A 17,757-nucleotide genomic window follows, 5' to 3' on the forward strand; every position below is an offset into this window, starting at 1 on the left:
ACATGAGTGAGACAAGCAAACGCCGCAAAGCCCTATCTGCAACCTCCACAAAAACGTGGTTGCAATGTCCTATGAAATTTAGGCTCACGCAAGTCGATGGTTTCAAAGAACCACCCTCACCAGCCACCACTCGGGGGACGCTTGTGCACGCCGTGCTTGAAGACCTCTTCGATCTGCCTGCGCAGCAGCGCACGGCCGAAACCGCAAGTGAAATGGTTGAGCCACTGTATGAGAAAACCATGGCTCAGGACGAGCACTTCTTATCCTTATTCGAAGACGACGTTCTACTGGATAAATGGAAAGAAGAAGTCCGCGCGCTCGTGCGTCAGTACTTCGCCATGGAAAATCCCACGCGCCTGGAGCCTTATGCACGCGAAAGGTTTGTTCGCGTAGAAATTACCGATCAGATTGCCATTCACGGTTTTATTGACCGCATTGATAAGGCGCCCAATGGAGCTATCCGTGTCGTAGATTACAAAACCGGCAAATCGCCACAAAAGCGCTTTGAAGAAGACATGCTTTTCCAAATGCGGTTCTACTCGCTACTTCTGCGAAATACCGACTTAGGTCTACCTGCCCGCACCCAACTTGTCTTCCTCGGGGACGGACGCACCCTCACGCTAGACCCAACTCCACAATCAATAGAAGCGTTTGAACACCAGCTCGTTAGCATCTGGCAAGACATCGAAACCGCGGCTCACCGAAAACTATTTCCACCCAAAAAACAGGTCCTTTGTAACTGGTGTGGCGTGCAAAATCTCTGTCCTCTCTATTCATCTAATCCACCTGAGATATCGGAAGAAGGACTGGAAAGACTACTCGAAATTAAGGGGTAAAAACACCCGCCTGCATTAACTCTTCAGCTGTCATGACCTAATAGGTTGTGGCCAGGTGATTCCTCACCTGGCCACAACACTAGAACCCAACAGCGCGTCAAGGTTCTGGGAATTAACCCGTCACATCACGGCCGTACCCATCGGGCTCAAAATACCTCCCGCAAGCAAAAGACCAATCACGATCGCAATCACAATGCGGTAAATGACGAACGGCTGATAAGACTTAGTTGAAACGAGCTTCAAGAACCAAACGATAACTGCGTAACCAACACCGAACGCAATCAGCGTAGCAACAATAGTTGGCCCCACATCTACGCTATTACCGCCAACAGCTACCCGGTAAACCTTGTACAACCCGGACGCGAACACGGCCGGCATTGCAAGCAGAAACGAGTAGCGAGCGGCTGCCTCGCGCGTGTACCCCAGCAAACGACCCATCGTGATTGTTCCACCCGAACGCGATACGCCCGGAATCAGCGCCAGTGCCTGCGCGAAACCATACAGAATTGCATCCGACCACCGCATCTTGTCAAGCGTCATTCGCTGTGGCATCCACTTATCGGCCCCGCCAAGGAACAGGGCAAACACGGCGAGCATCGTCACCGTGATCCACAGGTTTCGAAATGATGTATCAATCCAGTCTTCCAAAACCAGGCCAAGAAGCGCGATGGGGATTGAACCGACAATGATCATCCAGCCTAAACGCACATCCGAGTCTCCCGCGGATATTCGGCGCTGCGCACCAACCCAGGGCATCGAGCCAAACCACTTCTTGATGATGCGGACAATGTCCTTCCAAAAGAAAATCAGTACGGCTGTTTCAGTGCCGAGCTGTGTGATTGCAGTGAAGGCTGCTCCTGGATCATCCATGCCAAGTAACTCGCCCACAATACGCAAATGTGCCGATGAAGAGACCGGCAAGAACTCCGTAAGCCCCTGCACCAGTCCTAAAATTATTGCTTCAAGCCAGTTCATAGTTTCAAACACTATCTTTTAATAACGTGCGCTACTGTATGAGACATGCAACATCGACTAGGTAACACCGGCCTGAAAGTATCCCCCGTTGGAATCGGTACACTCACCTGGGGGCGCGACACCACAGTCACTGAAGCTGAAAACATCTGGAATACCGCGGTTGAAGCAGGCATAAACCTAATCGACACCTCACCAACATATGGCGAAGGAGGCGCGGAATCCACAGTTGGAACGGTACTTGAAGCCACCGGTACCGCGCGTGACGACATAGTCATTGTTACCAAAGGCGGCTACATCCCCTCCGAAACTCGCTTTCGCTACTCCGCCTCGAAGAGCGCAATTCTTAGTTCTATCGACCGCTCGCTTGAGGCACTGAAAACCGACTATATCGACGTTTATCTCATTGCCCGCCCCGACTCTGAGACACCATTCGAGGAAAGCCTCGAAGCGCTGAGTATGGCGCTGCGCTCCGGAGCAATCCGCTACATCGGAGTATCCAACTTCAGCGCGTGGGACACGGCCAAAGCGCACTTTCTTGCCAAGGAGTTTGGCACAAAACTAGCTACCGTCAGCGCAGAATACTCCCTGCTACAACGCGGCGTAGAACGAGAACTCCTACCCGGCCTGCGCAGAGATACCATCGGATTCATTGCCTGGTCAGCGCTGGCGCGCGGCGTCCTCACCGGAAAATACCGCCACACTACTCCACCAGATTCCCGTGCGGCCTCGCCAATTCTTTCCGGATTCGTGCAGCCCTACCTCAGCAATGAATACAGCGCGATAACCGAAGCTGTCCTGGCCGCAGCCTCCGGACTCGACGTATCTGCAACCACCGTGGCGCTCGCATGGCTCACCAGCCAACCCGGTGTCACCACAGCTCTAGTAGGCCCGCGTAGCGAACTTCAAGCTAAACAAATAGCTGAGGGAATGCAGTTCGCACTCCCCCAGCCAATAATTGATGCACTTAACGAAGTATCCACGCTCAGGCGCGGCTACCCCGAAACGGAAGGGATCTAATCGTCCTCGTCATCTAGATCAACAAAATCTAGATCATCCTCATCAGACGCATCGTCTTCGTCATCGTAATAGTCGTCGAAATCGTCATCGTCGTCATCAAAATCTGAATCGACAATGTCAAACGGCAAATCGACCCCGTAGTTGTTGAACAACACGTCGTCATACGTGAAGAAAGCATCGCGCAGGCGCGCCTCAGCGGCCTCAACGATGCTCGAGTCGGCCATGTCGGCCGCACGCGCAGCCTGAGCGTGCGCTTCGAACGTTGCGATAAGACGATTCAGTGCGTCTGTCGGATTCATACCCATGCTTATACTCTACAGGCCTCGACGAGAAACAATAGCCTTAGCCGATGCTTCGTGACCGATCAATTCCCAAAATGATTCGCGCGGATCACGCGAGGAGCCACGCGACAAGATCGCGTTCGTAATCTGGCGGCCCGCCTGGCGGTTCAAACCTCCGTCGCCGTCAATGGCGGCCACGGTACGGAACCAGTTCTCACACTCAGCAACCAGGGCCTCCGCCCACATGTACGAGTAGTAGCCAGCGTCGTATCCCACCGTGAATGCGTGCGGGAAATAGGTAGAACGATAGCGCGGCGGAATCAGATCAGAAGCAACACCAGCCTTTTCAAGTGCCTCGGCCTCAAACTGAGCAACGTCCTCATCTTCGCTAATTTCGGAGGAATACCAGGCCTGATCCAGTAGCGCTGAGGCGCAGAACTCTACGGTTGCGTGAGCCTGCCCGAAAGTCTTTGAATCACGAAGCTGGGCGCGCATCTGCTCTGGCATGACCTCGCCCGTCTCGAAGTGACGCGCGAAGTTCTCGATAACCGTCGGGTTGTAAGCCCACATCTCATTCAACTGGCTGGGGAGCTCCACAAAGTCACGCGGCACAGCCGTGCCCGCAGTCGAAGCGTAGCGAGTCTTCGACAAGAAACCGTGCAGGGCATGGCCGAACTCGTGGAACAGGGTCTCAACCTCATCCCACACCAGGAACTTCGGACCATCCCCCACCGGCTCAAAATTCGCGCAGTTGATAATAATCGACTCGTAGTCGGTTGCTAAGTAGCCCTGCACCAGCGAATCCATCCAGGCTCCGCCGCTCTTACCTGCACGGGTAAACGGATCGATCAAGAAGATACCGAGCGACTTGCCAGCTTCATCCTCAATCTCATAGACACGCATCGACGGATCCCAACCGGATAAGTCAGTGCGGCGCTTTGCACTCACACCGTAAATCTTATTGGCCGCGAAGAACACGCCGTTTTCCAGCACATTCCACATCTCCAGATAAGGCTTTAACGCCTGCGAGGACAGACCGAGAACGTCGGCCTTCTGCTTCTCCTGGTAGTAGAGCCAATCCGAAGCCGTGAAACGCTCCAAGCCGTCGGCCTGCGCGCGGCGGGTAAGCTCCTCTTCATTGCCCTTGGAGGCCTCCACAGCCGCCTTTGATACGTCGGAGAGCAGCTGGTAAACCGCGTTGGTGGAGGGAGCCATTTCTGTCTCCAGGACAACCTCGGCATGGTTGTTGAAACCTAGAAGCTTAGCTCGCGCATTACGCTGCCTCGCCATCTCGGTCACAATACCCCGAGTGTCAAACTCGCCGCCAAAGCCGCGCTCCATCGACTTTGCCAACAGCTGGGCGCGGGCAGTCGGATCATCCAACTGGGCAAGCGCAAGCTGGTTCGTGAAGTTGTTCAGCGTATATTCTCTGCCGGCAACACTCACGGACGTTGCCAGCATCTTCGAGACAATCTGGCCGTACCTTGTTGCAAGCTGTGAGATCTTCAGATCAGCTTCTTCAAGCGCCTTGCGTCCATTCGCGTCAAGGTCAATACCGCCAAGCCTGAACTCCTTAATCTGCTCACTGACCATATAAGCCGACTCTTCGTCCAGGTTCTGCTTCGAAAGCTCTACGAACTTCGCGTACAGCGCCTCATTGGTCATCATCCACGTCTGGAGCTTGGTCAGCGGCTCATCAAGCTTTTCTTCCAAAGCGTCAAAGTCGGGACCTCCAACCGCACTGATAAGCGTGTACACAGGGCCAATAGCACAGTCGAACTCAAATTCCGCCTCGTCAAATGGGATTAGAAAGTCTTCGATCGAAGCGGGCGCCTCCTCCAACGCGGTTATCGTAGCGCGATACGTGTCGATAGCTTCAAACGCTACACGTTCACACTCCGCGGCGTTGTACTTACTGAAATCAGGAAGCACCTTTTCGATTTTGCTCATTTATCATCTTCGCTTTCTAGCCCGAGAACGCGGGCAATATTCGGATTGAAGAAGCCGGGGCCCTTCAAGACCTTTCCATCTTCACGGTAAATCGGTTTACCATCAGCGCCTAATTTGGACATATTCGAGGCCTGAACTTCACGCAACACCTCATCAAGGTCAATGCCGCACTCCAACGCCATACCGTAGGCAACATACACGAGGTCAGCCAAGGCATCCGCAACCTCAATCGTGTCGCGAGTCCCGTCATCCGCCTCACGCGCGGCGGTTACGGCTCGTCCAATGATCTGGCCTGCCTCACCTCCGTAGAGGGCGGTCGTTAGTTCCGTGAACTCTTCGGACACGAGGCTCATGCGCATATGTACGCGCTCCGTGTCAGCAGTCGGCTTCTCGCCAAGCTTGACGGGTAAGCCGTAAACCTCATGGAACTGACGCACCAGAGCCTGCGGCCGTCGCGGGTCATACGGGCGCTTGGCGACAGGCTGATCGCAATGATCCGAAAGATCAAAGTAGTGCGGCAGGTTGGGATCACAAGCTGGTTCCATAGATTCGCCGCGCAGAAGGCTCGCCGCCCACATATCGACCACACGACCATTTCGTTCCCTTACGCGTCGCTCAACACCCTCAAAAATGAAACCGAGCTTCCACGCTAGTCTCCATGAAGCATCATTACCCACGTGTGCATGCCACACGATCTTATCGACGTGGGATCCTTCAAATACGTGTTGGATTGCTAACCGCGCTGCCTCGGAAATATAACCCTTCCCACGAGCGGCCTCACTAGCCCAATACCCAAGCTTCAGTGAGCGTTGCGCCTCATTGTAATCTTCGAGTCCAACACAACCCACCAGGTCAGAATCGGCCCACACCAGCCACGTCGCATTAGGTTCCTCAAGTTGCCTGGAAGTATTAATCCACCACTTTGCATCCTCTAGCGAATATGGTTGGGGAACCGTGGTGTACTTTGCGATAAGAGGGTCATCTAAAACCTCTGCCAGCTGCTGCGCGTCAGTAGCGTGGGGCCTGCGCAGCACAACCTTTTTACCTTCTAAAACGTTCATCTCTACTCTCCCACCGGGCTATCTAGGTTCGCGTGATTCCATGCGGTGTTCAAAGCGTTTTCAAACGCGATACGCGGCTGGGCTCCCTCCATCATCAACGCCTTATCGAAAATGAATACCGGCACGGCGCCGATGCCCATCTGTACACCAATCTGGAAATCAGAAAATACCTCTCCCGCGCTATCTTGCGATTCAAGTGTGGCGAGCACGCGGTCTCCAGGAATATCGAAATCACGAGCGATTGCGATCAAAGACTCCGGATTAGACACGTCCATGCCGAGCTGGAAGCGGGCCCGCTGCAGCGCCTCATGCACCTTCAGCTCCAATGTGTCACTACCCACCGTCGTGTCACGTTCCATGTCAATCTCACGGGCCAGACCAACCAAACGATGCGCTGACGTTGTGGGAGCGACCTTCACGCCCTCCCAATCAATATCAATGCCGTCCTTGCGGGCAAGTTCCGTAAGTGAAGACAGCACCTGATCCACTTCCGCCCGGGACATTCCTTTTGTGCGCGCTAAATAATCGGGCTCAGACTCGTTCAGCGTCTGATCCAGCTCGGGCTGCAATAGGTAGGCATGCAGGCGTACAGAGACTTCCTCTTTGCGCTCGAAAGTAGAAAGAGCCTGCCGCAAATGCCGCACCCCTAGGTAACACCAGGGGCATGCAATATCTGTCCAAACGTCGATATGCATACACAAAACCCTTTCTATAGATTCAGAGCTACCCTCCTGCCTTATTGCGCGGGTTAATGCCGCAAAGGCACCGCGTGAGACAGCAGAAAGAAAACGCCTGTCAAGCACCACCAATAATACCCGGGCAGACCGTGCCCGCGAGATACAAGTGGGCTCCCCGAAAGCTGGGCACTGCACGAACCTAACTTTCGGGGAGCGTTAGCATTTAAGGCTAGTCTTCTACCAGCACAATCCGAAGATTGCGAGGGCCGTGCACGCCATCGACACGCACGAGCTCAATATCTGAAGTCGCCGAGGGGCCAGCAATCCACGTGGTAGGGCGCGTTGGATTCTTGGCCAGCACAGCCACAGCCTCGGGTAGCGTGGCCTTAATCGCATCACTGCGAAGCACGATCACGTGCGTATCCGGCACGAGGGTGATAGCGCGGCGCCCCTGATCTGCGGTGCCATCCAAAATAATGGTTCCCGAGTTAGCCACCGCCACTCGGGAGGCAGTTACAACTGCATCGGTCTTATCCAGTTCCTCATTTGTGAGGGCCGGATCATCCACCTTCACTTCACGACCATCTCGGCCAGCTGCTTCCACCCATTCCTCGGGCAGACCAGCAGGAACCACAACGCTGTGCGTATCAGCCAAGAACTGCTCAATCGCGTCCTCAATGCCATCTTCGTTTACACGCTTAACCTGCGCCGTGTAATCGACGAGAGCATCAACCATCTCATCAACCACCTCAGAACGCGGGGCGTCACTACCGAAACGGTAATCGCGCGGGATTTGCGGAGCGTCAATGCTACCTGCGGCGCGGATACGCCTAAAGATTTCACTTTTTGCGCTCACTTGCCTTCTCCTTCATTCTTGCCTTCGGCTTCCCACCAGTCTCTAAATGACTGTGCTGGTGGTGCGGGCACGTCACGGGTACGAGTCCAATCCTTCACCACCGGGAACGGCAGGAAGCCAATCTTGCGATCAGGTCCGGCTACAACGCGACCAGCGTTAGCGGCCTTTCCACCCATCTCCATGCCCTTACCAGAAGACATGACCTTCGAGCTCACCTTCATAGCCACATCCCACTTGTCAGGTATGCCGCCCCTATTAGCTTCGGTGTACTTGTGGCGCAAATGCACCAAAATGTCGGGAATGTTGATCTTCACGGGGCACACATCGAAGCATGCGCCGCACAATGATGATGCAAACGGCAAAGATGCAGCCGGATCCCTGCGGTCCTTCGCATTGAGCAGCTGCGGCGTCAAGATCGCACCAATCGGACCTGGATATACCGAGTTGTAAGCATGTCCACCAGCGACCCGGTACACGGGGCAAATATTCATGCACGCCGCGCAACGAATGCATTTGAGGGCTTCACGACCAACCTCGTCTTGAAGCACATTAGTGCGGCCGTTATCCATCAAGATAATGTGGAATTCCTGCGGGCCATCGCCTTCGGTTACACCGGTCCAGAATGAGGTGTACGGATTCATTCGCTCACCGGTAGCCGAACGCGGAAGCAACTGGGAGATCACCTCAATGTCTTGGTAGGTGGGAACCAGCTTCTCAATACCCATAACTGTCACCAATGTCTCCGGCAGGGTGAGGCACATGCGGCCGTTGCCCTCGGATTCATAGATTGCAACCGTGCCGGTCTCCGCAACACCAAGATTCGCACCGGAGATAGCGACCTTGGCCGAAAGGAACTTCTTACGCAGATGTGCACGAGCAGCCATTGCGAGCACACGCGGCTCATGTGTCAGGTTGTCTGGCACGTCCTCCATCCGCTTTTCGAAGATAGCCTTCACTTCAGCACGGTTGCGGTGAATAGCAGGCACGACAACGTGAGACGGCATGTCTTCAGACAGCTGCACGATCATTTCTGCCAGGTCCGTCTCCCACGCCTGAATACCTATTTCGCCCAGGTACTCATTCAGGTTGATCTCCTGAGTTGCCATGGACTTCACCTTGACAACCTCATCAACCTGCTTCGACTTAACGATCTCGTACACAATCCGATTCGCTTCAGCAGCGTCACGGGCCCAGTGCACGATACCTCCGCGCGCCGTTACGTTCTTTTCAAACTCTTCGAGCAGATCCGTCCAGTTTGCCGCCACGTTGCGTTTGATATTCGAGGCCGACTCACGCAAGTCCTCCCAATCAGGCATCTCCGAAACGCGCACATTTCGCTTGGCGCGGATCTTTCCTGTTGCGTAACCAAGATTGCGACGCATTTGCGTATTGCGTAGCGTCTCTTTTGAGCCGTCAGTAAAGCTCTTCCCCCAGCGCAACGGATCCTGCGGTAGCGGGTGTCCCGGTACCCAGCCCAGCTCCTGCTCTTCAACATCATTCTTAGACCATTCAGCCGGGTTCAGACCCAACTTCGACCCAAGCTGTTCAATCTTGTCAAACATCTAGGCACCTACCTTCGTGTTCGTAGCGGGAGCAATCCACGGATCTTCCTGACTACCAGCCAAAACTTCCGCAAGATGCATGGCGCGAATACCTGAACGAGTTCGAGAAAGTCCGCCGGCGATATTCATCAGGCACGAATAGTCTCCAGCAACGAGAATCTCTGCGCCGGTGGATTTGATGTTGCTCATCTTGTCTGCAAGCATCGCGGACGAAACCTCCGGGTTCTTTACCGAGAAAGTTCCGCCAAAGCCGCAGCAGACATCGGCTTCTGGTAGTGGAATGTACTCGATGCCCTCAACTGCCTTGAGTAGCTGGAGCGGGCGATCCCCCACCTTGGTAATCCGCAGCGAGTGGCACGTTGAATGATAGGTGACGCGGTGCGGGAAATACGCGCCTACATCAGTGGTGCCCAGCACGTCTACGAGGAGCTCAGTCAGGTCATACGTGCGTTCAGCAATCTGTTCAGCCTTGCGCGCCAAATCTTCATGGCCCAGCTCGCGCGCCACCATTGCCTGTTGGTGACGAATGGAACCAGTGCAAGACGAAGATGGAACAACTATCGCATCCCACGTCCCGTCAAGAACGGGCGCGAACGTACGAACGTGGTTCTCAATAAGAGGCAACGCCTCCGGGTAGTAGCCCGTATTGATATGCATTTGTCCACAGCACGCCTGGTTCTTCGGGAAGACCACCTGATGCCCAAGACGCCTGAGCAAATGAACTGTTGCCTGCGCGGCCTGCGGGAACATCGCGTCATTGATGCAGGTTGCGAAGATCGCGACTTTCATTAAGGATTCCTTTCTTTAACTTGCGATAAGGAATCCGAGGATTCCATTGGAAGCGAGAACAGTAATGAGACCTAGGAGTACCAGCAGGCCCAACGAGTAAGGAGCGGCTTTTCTCAAAATCTCAGACTCGGAGCCCTCCGACTTCACCGCACCGGCGGCGATAGCAAGGTTTTGTGGTGAAACAATCTTGCCGATGCCGCCGCCTACCTCGTTTACGCCCAGGAGAAGACGAGCGGGGAGGTCAGCGGTTTGCGCGGCGGTTGCCTGCAAGTTGCCAAACAGTGCACCAGCCGAGGTAGCCGAGCCGGTAACAGCCGTACCGATACCGCCCAGGAACGGAGATAGGAACGCGAAAGCCGCACCTGTGGTTGCAAGCCATGCACCGATTGCTACGGTCTGGCCCGAGAAATTCATTACGTAGGCCAAAGCCATCACCAGACAGATGGTCAATATAGCGATGCGCAGGTTGTGGACCGTGGATAGCAACGTCCTCATTCCCTGTTTGAAGGGCAGGTTGAAACGCCCTTCCGATGACCTACGCGAGTACACAATTGCAACTACCACTCCGGTAAGCAGCAACATTGTGCCCGGCGAGGAAAGCCATGGGAGGGTGAACGTTACAGATGCATTCGGCTGACCGTCCATCCCTAACACGCCAGACAAACCTGGCCAGGTGAACTTAATATCGGTTGCGCGCAGCGCTGCTGGAATGTTCACGCCGAACTTCCACAGCTTTGCGACCGCAAAAACGATTACGACCAGCCAGTACGGCAGCAGGCCAAGTGCGACTCGGGAACCAGACAGCGCTTCAGCCGGCTGAGGCGAGCGGAACTCTTCCGGCGTTGCTGGCGTCCAGAAGCGAAGCAGTAGCGCCAATAGCGCGAATGAAAGTAGCGAGCCCACAACGGCAGCCAACTCGTAGGACAGGAAGTTGGACGTCAGATACACGCCCGTTCCCATACCGACCCAGGCGACCAGAGCGGCCAACCATCCCTCTTTTATTCCGCGCCAGCCATCAAGGATGAACAGCATCAGGAATGGAACTACGCTGAGCAGAATAGGAGTAATACGCCCCATCGTGGCGCCCACCAAGGCGGCATCGTCGCCACCCAGCTTGGCAACCGTTGTCACCGGAATGGCCATGGCCCCAAAACCGACGTTGAGGGCGTTGCCCACCATCACAGCAATTGCCGCGCGGATGGGATGCAGCCCCAGTGCCCACATCATCGTGCATGCGATCGCCACCGGAGCGCCGAATCCCGCTAGCCCCTCAAGCAGGCCACAAAATGCGTATCCGATGAGTAGGCCTTGGATACGCATGTCTCCCTTGCCAACGGCAGAAAAGACCGCTTGCACGTCCTTTGCGCGGCCCGAGCGATCCGTCAGGTTGTACAGCCACACTGCCATCACAACGATATAGATGATTGGAATGAGGCCAAACGCTGCGCCTTCAACAGCTGACATGCCCGCCATAGAAAGCGGCATGTTGAACCCAACGATACTTACTAGCAGCGCGATTATTAGCGCACCAGCGGCACACCAGTGGGTAGGTAGCGAAAAAGCTCCTAGCGCAACAAAGAAAAAGATAAGTGGGAGGAGGCTGACCAGGGCAGTCATCGTCAGTGACCCACCGATCGCAGTGATAGACGGGATAAAAGTTCCCGCCAGCGGCATAAGCATGGAGCAAAACCTCGTTGTTGATCAAAGTTGCATCTCAACTTATCTGACATCGGAGTTTTCTCAGAAACCGCCTCGTAGGACCGGCGACAATGCGCTGTAAGTCAATGAAAGCAGCATTAGTTACCAGCGCAGCCGTGGGGGCGATTTTCAAACCGATGGCGTTCCCAAATGCCGGTTTGCACTAACGACACCTCTAACGGGCCCGCTCATACGCTTACTTTTACCGGTGTTGCCGAGGAGCGCGAACTCACCAATTCATTCGGATAGCACGACTGCAACCACTTGCCAGGTAATACCCCTCGGGGTATGTTCTTCTTGAGCATAACTTTCGTTCATTTCTACAAAACAAGAGGAGATAGCATGTGCCGTCCAGTTGAATGCAAGGTCTGCCACAAAACCACGTGGGCTGGTTGTGGACAACACGTTGCGCAGGTCAAGGCTTCAGTGCCCGCAGGCCAGTGGTGCAACGGCAAACACAGCGCTGAAGAAATTGCTGCGGCAAAATCCAACCGCCGCGGCTTCTTCTCTCGCCTTTTCAAGTAAAGACTTCATGCAAGGCTCCCTCACTGCTGTGGTGAGGGAGTTTTTAATGGGCAAGAAATATAAAAAGTGAGGCAACCTTTCGGCTGCCTCACTATCTGTGCGCGAAGCGGGACTTGAACCCGCACTCCCGAATAAGTGGGAACTAGCACCTCAAGCTAGCGCGTCTACCAATTCCGCCACCCGCGCATCGGGGCTCTTTAGAGCAACGAGGAAAACTCTAGCATGAGATCCACATGCGGTGTCAAATCACCTCCTTGCACGCCAAATAAAGCCTTTTCACGCCGCGCGTTAGCGTACTAAACAAACCCCTGCGCTTAGATAGGGTTAAGGCATGAACACTAACATCGTGCTTTTTGACTTTGATGGAACGATCGTGGACTCCGCCCCGATCATCATGCAAGCAGTAGTAGACACCCTGGACGAGCTGGGGCTACCGCCACAGTCAAATGAACAACTGCGCGCCTGGGTTGGCCCTCCCCTATTTCATTCCTTCCGTGACTTCGCGAAAGTAGACCCCGCCCATATTGACGACGCCATCGCCACCTACCGCCGTTACTATCGCCAAACGATGTACGACGCCCCGTTCTTTCCCGGCGTTCTAGAATCCATTCAAGAGCTTCACAAACTTGGTTTCCCCCTGGCCATTGCAACTTCAAAAACCGAAACCATGGCAAAACCGATAGCTACCCATGCCGGACTCGACCCCTACTTCAAATACGTTGTCGGTTCTACCAACGACTCCGCCCACCAATCCAAAGCGGCAGTCATCGCAGATGCGCTAAGCCTCCTAGAAGCCGACGGCCACAATCGTGAAGGCGCCATCATGATTGGCGATCGAATCCACGATGTTGAAGGTGCGCACGCCAACAATCTCGACGTAATCGGCGTCCTATGGGGAGGCACCGACCAGCGCGAATTCGAAACAGCGACCGCAGCGGTTGCCACACCGGCAGAGCTAGTTGAAACAATCATCGAGCGAGCAAAGAAATAATCACCAAAACGAACTAGGCTGAAACCGTGAGTAAAGACGAAGACAGCGGCAAAATCAGGCGACTAGCATCCCGAGCAGGGGCAACCGCTCGCTCAATCATGTCGCGCAACACTACTGCAAAACACGTTGGAATACCGGCGGATACACCGCGGCCCCTCTCCCAAGAGGTCCTGCCGCGACAGCACCGCAGAAACCAAATGCGCGGATCGTCGAGGGGCATTCCCCCACGATTCTCCAAAGCCCACGCTCGTGGAAACTCAGACGACATTCCCACCTGGCTACGCAAGGCCGGCACCTCCGCGTGGATGATCCTCGGCATCCTCGTCATCGTAGCGCTCATCGTGTGGAGCCTAGCCGAAGTGGCCGCCGTCGTAGTTGCAATCTTCGTTGCACTCGTAGTCACCTCGATCCTGAATCCCATCGTCACTTGGCTCGAGCGCTACATGCCAAGATGGCTAGGCGAAATATTGGCCCTACTGGGTAGCACAGCAGTTTTTGGTGGCCTCATCTTCTACGTCATCACATCCGTTGCCGGACAGTGGAACTCACTTAGCAAACAGTTTGGCAATGGTATCGACCAGATCATCGAGTTTGTAAGAACCGGGCCGTGGGCCGTAGACCTCACCTCCGACGAGATCTACAACTGGATCAATCAGACCATCGAACAAGCACGCAACTACATCGAAACCAACGCGGGCCGAATACTCCAAGGAGCACTTTCAAACCTTGGGTCCATAGCAATCGGATTCACGATCATGGCGCTCGCGCTGTTCGCCACAATCTTCTTCCTCTACTCCGGCAAAAGCATGTGGATCTGGTTCCTTAACCGGCTACCCGCAAGGCACCGCGAATCCACACACAAAGCCGTAGCCGCCGGGTGGTACACGTTCTCTGGATACGCTCGCGGCATCATGATGGTTGCACTAACCAACGGCATATTCGCGTTCGTATACCTAACGGTTCTCGGAATTCCACTTTCCGCACCGCTCGGAGTACTGGTATTCATCGGGTCATTCATTCCCCTCATCGGCGCACCCACCGCCATGGGCATAGCCATGATCGTGGCTCTTGCGTCTAAGGGTGTTTGGATGATGATCGCCGTTGGCATTGGAATCGCCCTCATCGGACAGTTTGAAGGCCACGTCCTCCAACCACTCATCATGGGCGCACAGGTTTCGCTCCACCCAGTGGTTGTGGGCATCGGCGTCACCGCGGGAACCCTACTCGCCGGCATCTTCGGTGCTGTGCTTTCCATTCCGCTAATCGCTTCGGCCTGGGCTATCTACCAACAGCTCCACGAAGAAGACCCACCCCTTGAAGGGGATCTTCCAAGCCCGAAAGAAATCGTTGAAGGACCCTCTGCAGGCTAACCGGATTTAACACCCGCGGCACTACCTGAAATCGCGGGACCTGCCCGCCACCGGAACAGGTAGCGCCTCAAGCTTGTCCGCCACCAAAGCGGACGCGCCACCCGGCGCGCGCTCAACAACCCCACGCACCACCAGTGCGGCCTCAGTCAAACCAACTTTGCGGAACCTCTTCCAAAGCCCCGGCGCGCAAACCACATTCACATAACCCGTTTCGTCCTCCAACGACAAGAAAATCGTCCCCCTAGCCGTGTGGGGACGCTGCCGATGTGTCACCAATCCCCCAATGCGAATGCGCCGCCCTGCCTCCACGCCCGCAATTTCTTCGCACGACAACACGCCAGCTGAGTCCAGATTCTGGCGGACTAACTCCATCGGATGACAATCCACACTCACGCCACTAGCCTGATAGTCCGCAACCACTGCCTCCGCCGATGTCAGTGGTTTGAAATCTGGCACGCTTCCCCACTCCAGCGGCAACGTAGGCTGGTGAGCTTGCTGCCCCACAAACGGTGCCACCCACATGGTCTGCCTGCGCGAATCCGCAATCCTCCCAAGCGCGCCAGCCTTTGCGAGCCTCTCCACTTCCTTCGAACTGAGCGTAGCCCGCCTTGCCAAATCCTCCACCGACGCGAACTCACCCTGCTCGCGGGCGCTAACAATCCGATCAATGCTTGCATCAGACATGCCGCTAATAGTTGCAAGCCCCAGACGAATGCGTTTGCCCTCCTGGGGAGTAACCGGAAGGATCCTCCGGGCCGAATTTGTGCCCTCGAATCTCTCTACACCGGTATCTCGTAGCGAATAGTTGACATCTGCGCGCTCCACCAACACGCCGTGCCTGCGCGCGTCTTCCACCAGCGAAGAAGTCGAATAAAAGCCCATTGGTTGCGACGAGATTATCGCAGCGTAAAACTCCTCTGGGAAATGCACCTTTATCCACGCCGACGCGTACACGATATAAGCAAACGAAAACGAGTGAGATTCGGGAAAACCAAACTCTGCGAAACCTTGGAACGAGTCAAAAATCTGATCTGCAACTTCCCCCGCAATCCCGTTCTTCGCAAACCCCTCGTATAAGGCCGGCCGCAGGCGCGCCATCATCTCAGCGCTACGCTTAGACCCCATCGCTTTGCGCAATTGATCGGCCTCGTAAGGTTTGAACCCAGCAGCGTCTATCGCTATTTGCATGAGTTGCTCTTGAAAAATTGGAACCCCCAGCGTCCTCTCCAACGCCGGCCTAAGAAGTGTGTGCCAATAAGTAACCGGTTCGAGGCCCCGCCTGCGCCGTAGATACGGATTCACTGCCTGACCCTGGATTGGCCCCGGGCGAACCAAGGACACCTCAATCACAATGTCGTAAAAACAGCGCGGTTGCATTCGCGGGAGCGTACCCATTTGGGCGTGAGATTCAACCTGGAACACTCCAACCGTATCCGCGTTGCACAGCAGGTCATACACCAACGGGTCCTCGCTCGGCAGGTTGTACAGGTTGAAAGGTTTCCCATCAGTTCCCACGTGTCCTGCATCGCGAAGTGAATCAAACATTTTTCTAAGCGCCGTGAGCATCCCCAGACCGAGCAGATCAAACTTCACGAGCCCAGCTTCCCCGCAGTCATCCTTATCCCACTGAAGCACGGTTCGCCCCTCTTTATTGGCCCAGGCCACGGGACAGATTCTTGAAACCGGCTCACGAGTAAGCACCATCCCTCCAGGATGAATACCCATATGACGGGGCAGCTTTGACATCTGCGTCGCAATACCTACCACCTTTGGATCCGGCTTAACCCCCTCTAAATTCTTCACCCAAACAGCTGCCACCTCACCCGGATACCCAAACGCTTTTGCCGCATCTCGAAGCGCTGAGCGAGGCTTATAAGAGATCACATTCGCCACCTGAGCTGCATACCGACGCCCGTAACGCTCATAAATATGTTGAATCACTACCTCGCGCCTACCCGCCTCAATATCGATATCAATATCGGGAGGTCCACTACGCCCCTCTGATAAGAATCGCTCGAACAACATCTTGTGCTTAACCGCATCCACAGCCGTAATGCCGAGCGCAAAACAGACAGCTGAATTAGCTGCCGAACCGCGACCTTGACACAAAATATTTTCAGTTCTACAAAAATCAACGATCTCTTTAACTATCAAGAAATAGCCTGAAAACCCCAGTTTTGTGATCAAAGAGAGTTCGGAATCAATCTTCTGCCACGCCTGCGGATTGCGTGCCCTACTTCCGTATCTTTCTTTCGCACCTTCATACGTTAAGTGGCGCAACCAGCTGTCATCATCAAACCCTTCGCGAACGTTTGCGCGCGGCAGGTGCGGAGCAACTAGCCGCAGATCAAAAGCAAGCTCTTGCGCTAGCTCGGCCGCATTCTCTACCGCCTGCGGATGGTGCCTGTGAATTCGCAGCATGTCGCTAGCTGAACGAAGAACCGGAGGGAAAGCCTCTAGGTAAGGCTGCGCCTGCTCTAACGTGGCTCCAAGTCGTATCGAGCGCAACACGTGAGCAAGTTTCAAAGAACTAACGTCCGCGACTCGAGCTCCTGTTGTTGCCACCAACCGCAGTCCCATGCGCTCAGCAATACGCGCCAGATAATGGGCTTCGCGTTCTTCTTCATCCGAAGTTGAAAGAGCTGACTCTATGACCACGTTCCCAAATAAATCACAAAGCCTACCTGCCAGCATGGCTGCTTCATCTATACCGCGGCTGTTCAAAGCTTGACGGATTGGACCTCGCGCAGTTCCTGTAAGGATCGTCCAGTTTCCCGAAGAAAACTCTGCGAGCTCATCAAGGGTTAAGACCGTGTCCGTGCGCCCTGCTTTAGACAGTTGGAATGCCGATATGGCATCACAAAGCTCGTGATATCCCTCTACGTTGTTAGCGAGGATTGGCAGATGATATCCGCCTCCAATCCTGATTTCTGTTCCCTGTACGCTCGCGATCCTGTTTTCTCTGGCGGCAACACTAGTTTGTACTGCCGAAAACATGCCGTCATAATCAAGGATTCCAATGGCATCCAAACCCAGTTGCGCTGCACGCTCAACCATCACTTCAGGCAGATTTGCCCCGTGAAGGAACGAAAATGCGCTATGCGCGTGAAGTTCTGCGTAGGATGCCACCCACCAATCATATCGAACAAATGTTCGACACTCGCATCTT

The 17,757-nt window shown here is 54.8% G+C and carries 15 protein-coding genes and 1 tRNA gene; 5 read left to right on the top strand and 11 right to left on the bottom strand.

Annotated elements, in window-relative coordinates:
- The first annotated feature begins 2 nt into the window (after nt 1-2).
- Nucleotides 3-836, top strand: coding sequence for a RecB family exonuclease (locus HMPREF1628_RS03360; protein WP_084703187.1), 834 nt, complete (start codon nt 3-5; stop codon nt 834-836).
- Nucleotides 837-956: 120 nt separating this feature from the next.
- Here the strand turns inward: HMPREF1628_RS03360 and HMPREF1628_RS03365 are convergent, their stop codons facing one another.
- Nucleotides 957-1,811: an undecaprenyl-diphosphate phosphatase gene (locus HMPREF1628_RS03365; RefSeq protein ID WP_034507824.1), complete on the bottom strand. Its 855-nt coding sequence runs from the start codon at nt 1,809-1,811 to the stop codon at nt 957-959.
- A gap of 45 nt (nt 1,812-1,856) precedes the next feature.
- Here HMPREF1628_RS03365 and HMPREF1628_RS03370 point away from each other — a divergent pair, with 45 nt between their 5' ends.
- Nucleotides 1,857-2,828 (top strand): aldo/keto reductase, encoded by a 972-nt coding sequence (locus tag HMPREF1628_RS03370; protein ID WP_034507826.1) that lies wholly within the window; start codon nt 1,857-1,859, stop codon nt 2,826-2,828.
- On the opposite strand, the gene HMPREF1628_RS03375 is transcribed toward HMPREF1628_RS03370, so the two are convergent.
- The 8 genes from HMPREF1628_RS03375 to HMPREF1628_RS03410 all read right to left on the bottom strand — a co-directional run bounded on the left by HMPREF1628_RS03375 (nt 2,825) and on the right by HMPREF1628_RS03410 (nt 11,678).
- A complete protein-coding gene (locus tag HMPREF1628_RS03375) occupies nt 2,825-3,133 on the bottom strand; it encodes a hypothetical protein (RefSeq protein WP_034507828.1) in 309 nt (102 codons plus the stop codon). The genes HMPREF1628_RS03370 and HMPREF1628_RS03375 overlap by 4 nt on opposite strands.
- 9 nt (nt 3,134-3,142) lie before the next feature.
- Entirely contained in the window at nt 3,143-5,059 is a 1,917-nt protein-coding gene (locus HMPREF1628_RS03380; RefSeq protein ID WP_034507830.1) for a M3 family metallopeptidase, read from the bottom strand.
- A complete protein-coding gene (locus HMPREF1628_RS03385; protein WP_034507833.1) occupies nt 5,056-6,120 on the bottom strand; it encodes a GNAT family N-acetyltransferase in 1,065 nt (354 codons plus the stop codon). The genes HMPREF1628_RS03380 and HMPREF1628_RS03385 overlap by 4 nt, the downstream gene beginning before the upstream one ends.
- 2 nt (nt 6,121-6,122) lie before the next feature.
- Nucleotides 6,123-6,815, bottom strand: coding sequence for a DsbA family oxidoreductase (locus HMPREF1628_RS03390; protein WP_034507835.1), 693 nt, complete (start codon nt 6,813-6,815; stop codon nt 6,123-6,125).
- 211 nt (nt 6,816-7,026) lie between these two features.
- Nucleotides 7,027-7,653, bottom strand: coding sequence for a LutC/YkgG family protein (locus HMPREF1628_RS03395; protein ID WP_034507837.1), 627 nt, complete (start codon nt 7,651-7,653; stop codon nt 7,027-7,029).
- On the bottom strand, nt 7,650-9,215 hold the full coding sequence (locus HMPREF1628_RS03400; protein ID WP_034507839.1) for a LutB/LldF family L-lactate oxidation iron-sulfur protein: 1,566 nt from the start codon (nt 9,213-9,215) through the stop codon (nt 7,650-7,652). The genes HMPREF1628_RS03395 and HMPREF1628_RS03400 overlap by 4 nt, the downstream gene beginning before the upstream one ends.
- Nucleotides 9,216-10,004: a (Fe-S)-binding protein gene (locus tag HMPREF1628_RS03405; protein WP_034507841.1), complete on the bottom strand. Its 789-nt coding sequence runs from the start codon at nt 10,002-10,004 to the stop codon at nt 9,216-9,218.
- Nucleotides 10,005-10,019: 15 nt separating this feature from the next.
- The gene (locus HMPREF1628_RS03410; RefSeq protein ID WP_442853075.1) at nt 10,020-11,678 is read right to left on the bottom strand and encodes an L-lactate permease; all 1,659 of its coding nucleotides are present in this window, start codon (nt 11,676-11,678) and stop codon (nt 10,020-10,022) included.
- 418 nt (nt 11,679-12,096) lie between these two features.
- Between HMPREF1628_RS03410 and HMPREF1628_RS03415 the strand changes: the two genes are divergently transcribed.
- On the top strand, nt 12,097-12,297 hold the full coding sequence (locus HMPREF1628_RS03415) for a hypothetical protein (RefSeq protein ID WP_156956855.1): 201 nt from the start codon (nt 12,097-12,099) through the stop codon (nt 12,295-12,297).
- Between the two features lie 28 nt (nt 12,298-12,325).
- On the opposite strand, the gene HMPREF1628_RS03420 is transcribed toward HMPREF1628_RS03415, so the two are convergent.
- A tRNA-Leu gene (locus HMPREF1628_RS03420) sits at nt 12,326-12,413 on the bottom strand.
- Nucleotides 12,414-12,558: 145 nt separating this feature from the next.
- Here HMPREF1628_RS03420 and HMPREF1628_RS03425 point away from each other — a divergent pair.
- Together HMPREF1628_RS03425 and HMPREF1628_RS03430 are read left to right on the top strand one after the other, a co-directional pair.
- The gene (locus tag HMPREF1628_RS03425) at nt 12,559-13,218 is read left to right on the top strand and encodes an HAD hydrolase-like protein (protein ID WP_034507845.1); all 660 of its coding nucleotides are present in this window, start codon (nt 12,559-12,561) and stop codon (nt 13,216-13,218) included.
- A 26-nt stretch (nt 13,219-13,244) separates the two neighbouring features.
- Nucleotides 13,245-14,588: an AI-2E family transporter gene (locus HMPREF1628_RS03430; RefSeq protein WP_034507850.1), complete on the top strand. Its 1,344-nt coding sequence runs from the start codon at nt 13,245-13,247 to the stop codon at nt 14,586-14,588.
- Between the two features lie 21 nt (nt 14,589-14,609).
- On the opposite strand, the gene HMPREF1628_RS03435 is transcribed toward HMPREF1628_RS03430, so the two are convergent.
- Nucleotides 14,610-17,717 carry an error-prone DNA polymerase gene (locus HMPREF1628_RS03435; RefSeq protein ID WP_034507855.1) on the bottom strand — a complete coding sequence of 1,036 codons (3,108 nt, stop codon included), beginning with the start codon at nt 17,715-17,717 and terminating at the stop codon, nt 14,610-14,612.
- Nucleotides 17,718-17,757 lie beyond the last annotated feature (40 nt).

The organism is Actinomyces sp. S4-C9, assembly GCF_000758775.1.
In the GTDB taxonomy this organism is placed as follows: domain Bacteria; phylum Actinomycetota; class Actinomycetes; order Actinomycetales; family Actinomycetaceae; genus Gleimia; species Gleimia europaea.

Bases quoted from the DNA above. Each gene is read 5' to 3' on its own strand.
- HMPREF1628_RS03375 (WP_034507828.1), bottom strand. From the start codon at position 3,133: ATGGGTATGAATCCGACAGACGCACTGAATCGTCTTATCGCAACGTTC.
- HMPREF1628_RS03360 (WP_084703187.1), top strand. From the start codon at position 3: ATGAGTGAGACAAGCAAACGCCGCAAAGCCCTATCTGCAACCTCCACA.
- HMPREF1628_RS03410 (WP_442853075.1), bottom strand. From the start codon at position 11,678: ATGCCGCTGGCGGGAACTTTTATCCCGTCTATCACTGCGATCGGTGGG.
- HMPREF1628_RS03370 (WP_034507826.1), top strand. From the start codon at position 1,857: ATGCAACATCGACTAGGTAACACCGGCCTGAAAGTATCCCCCGTTGGA.
- HMPREF1628_RS03390 (WP_034507835.1), bottom strand. From the start codon at position 6,815: ATGCATATCGACGTTTGGACAGATATTGCATGCCCCTGGTGTTACCTA.
- HMPREF1628_RS03380 (WP_034507830.1), bottom strand. From the start codon at position 5,059: ATGAGCAAAATCGAAAAGGTGCTTCCTGATTTCAGTAAGTACAACGCC.
- HMPREF1628_RS03385 (WP_034507833.1), bottom strand. From the start codon at position 6,120: ATGAACGTTTTAGAAGGTAAAAAGGTTGTGCTGCGCAGGCCCCACGCT.
- HMPREF1628_RS03365 (WP_034507824.1), bottom strand. From the start codon at position 1,811: ATGAACTGGCTTGAAGCAATAATTTTAGGACTGGTGCAGGGGCTTACG.
- HMPREF1628_RS03405 (WP_034507841.1), bottom strand. From the start codon at position 10,004: ATGAAAGTCGCGATCTTCGCAACCTGCATCAATGACGCGATGTTCCCG.
- HMPREF1628_RS03425 (WP_034507845.1), top strand. From the start codon at position 12,559: ATGAACACTAACATCGTGCTTTTTGACTTTGATGGAACGATCGTGGAC.
- HMPREF1628_RS03400 (WP_034507839.1), bottom strand. From the start codon at position 9,215: ATGTTTGACAAGATTGAACAGCTTGGGTCGAAGTTGGGTCTGAACCCG.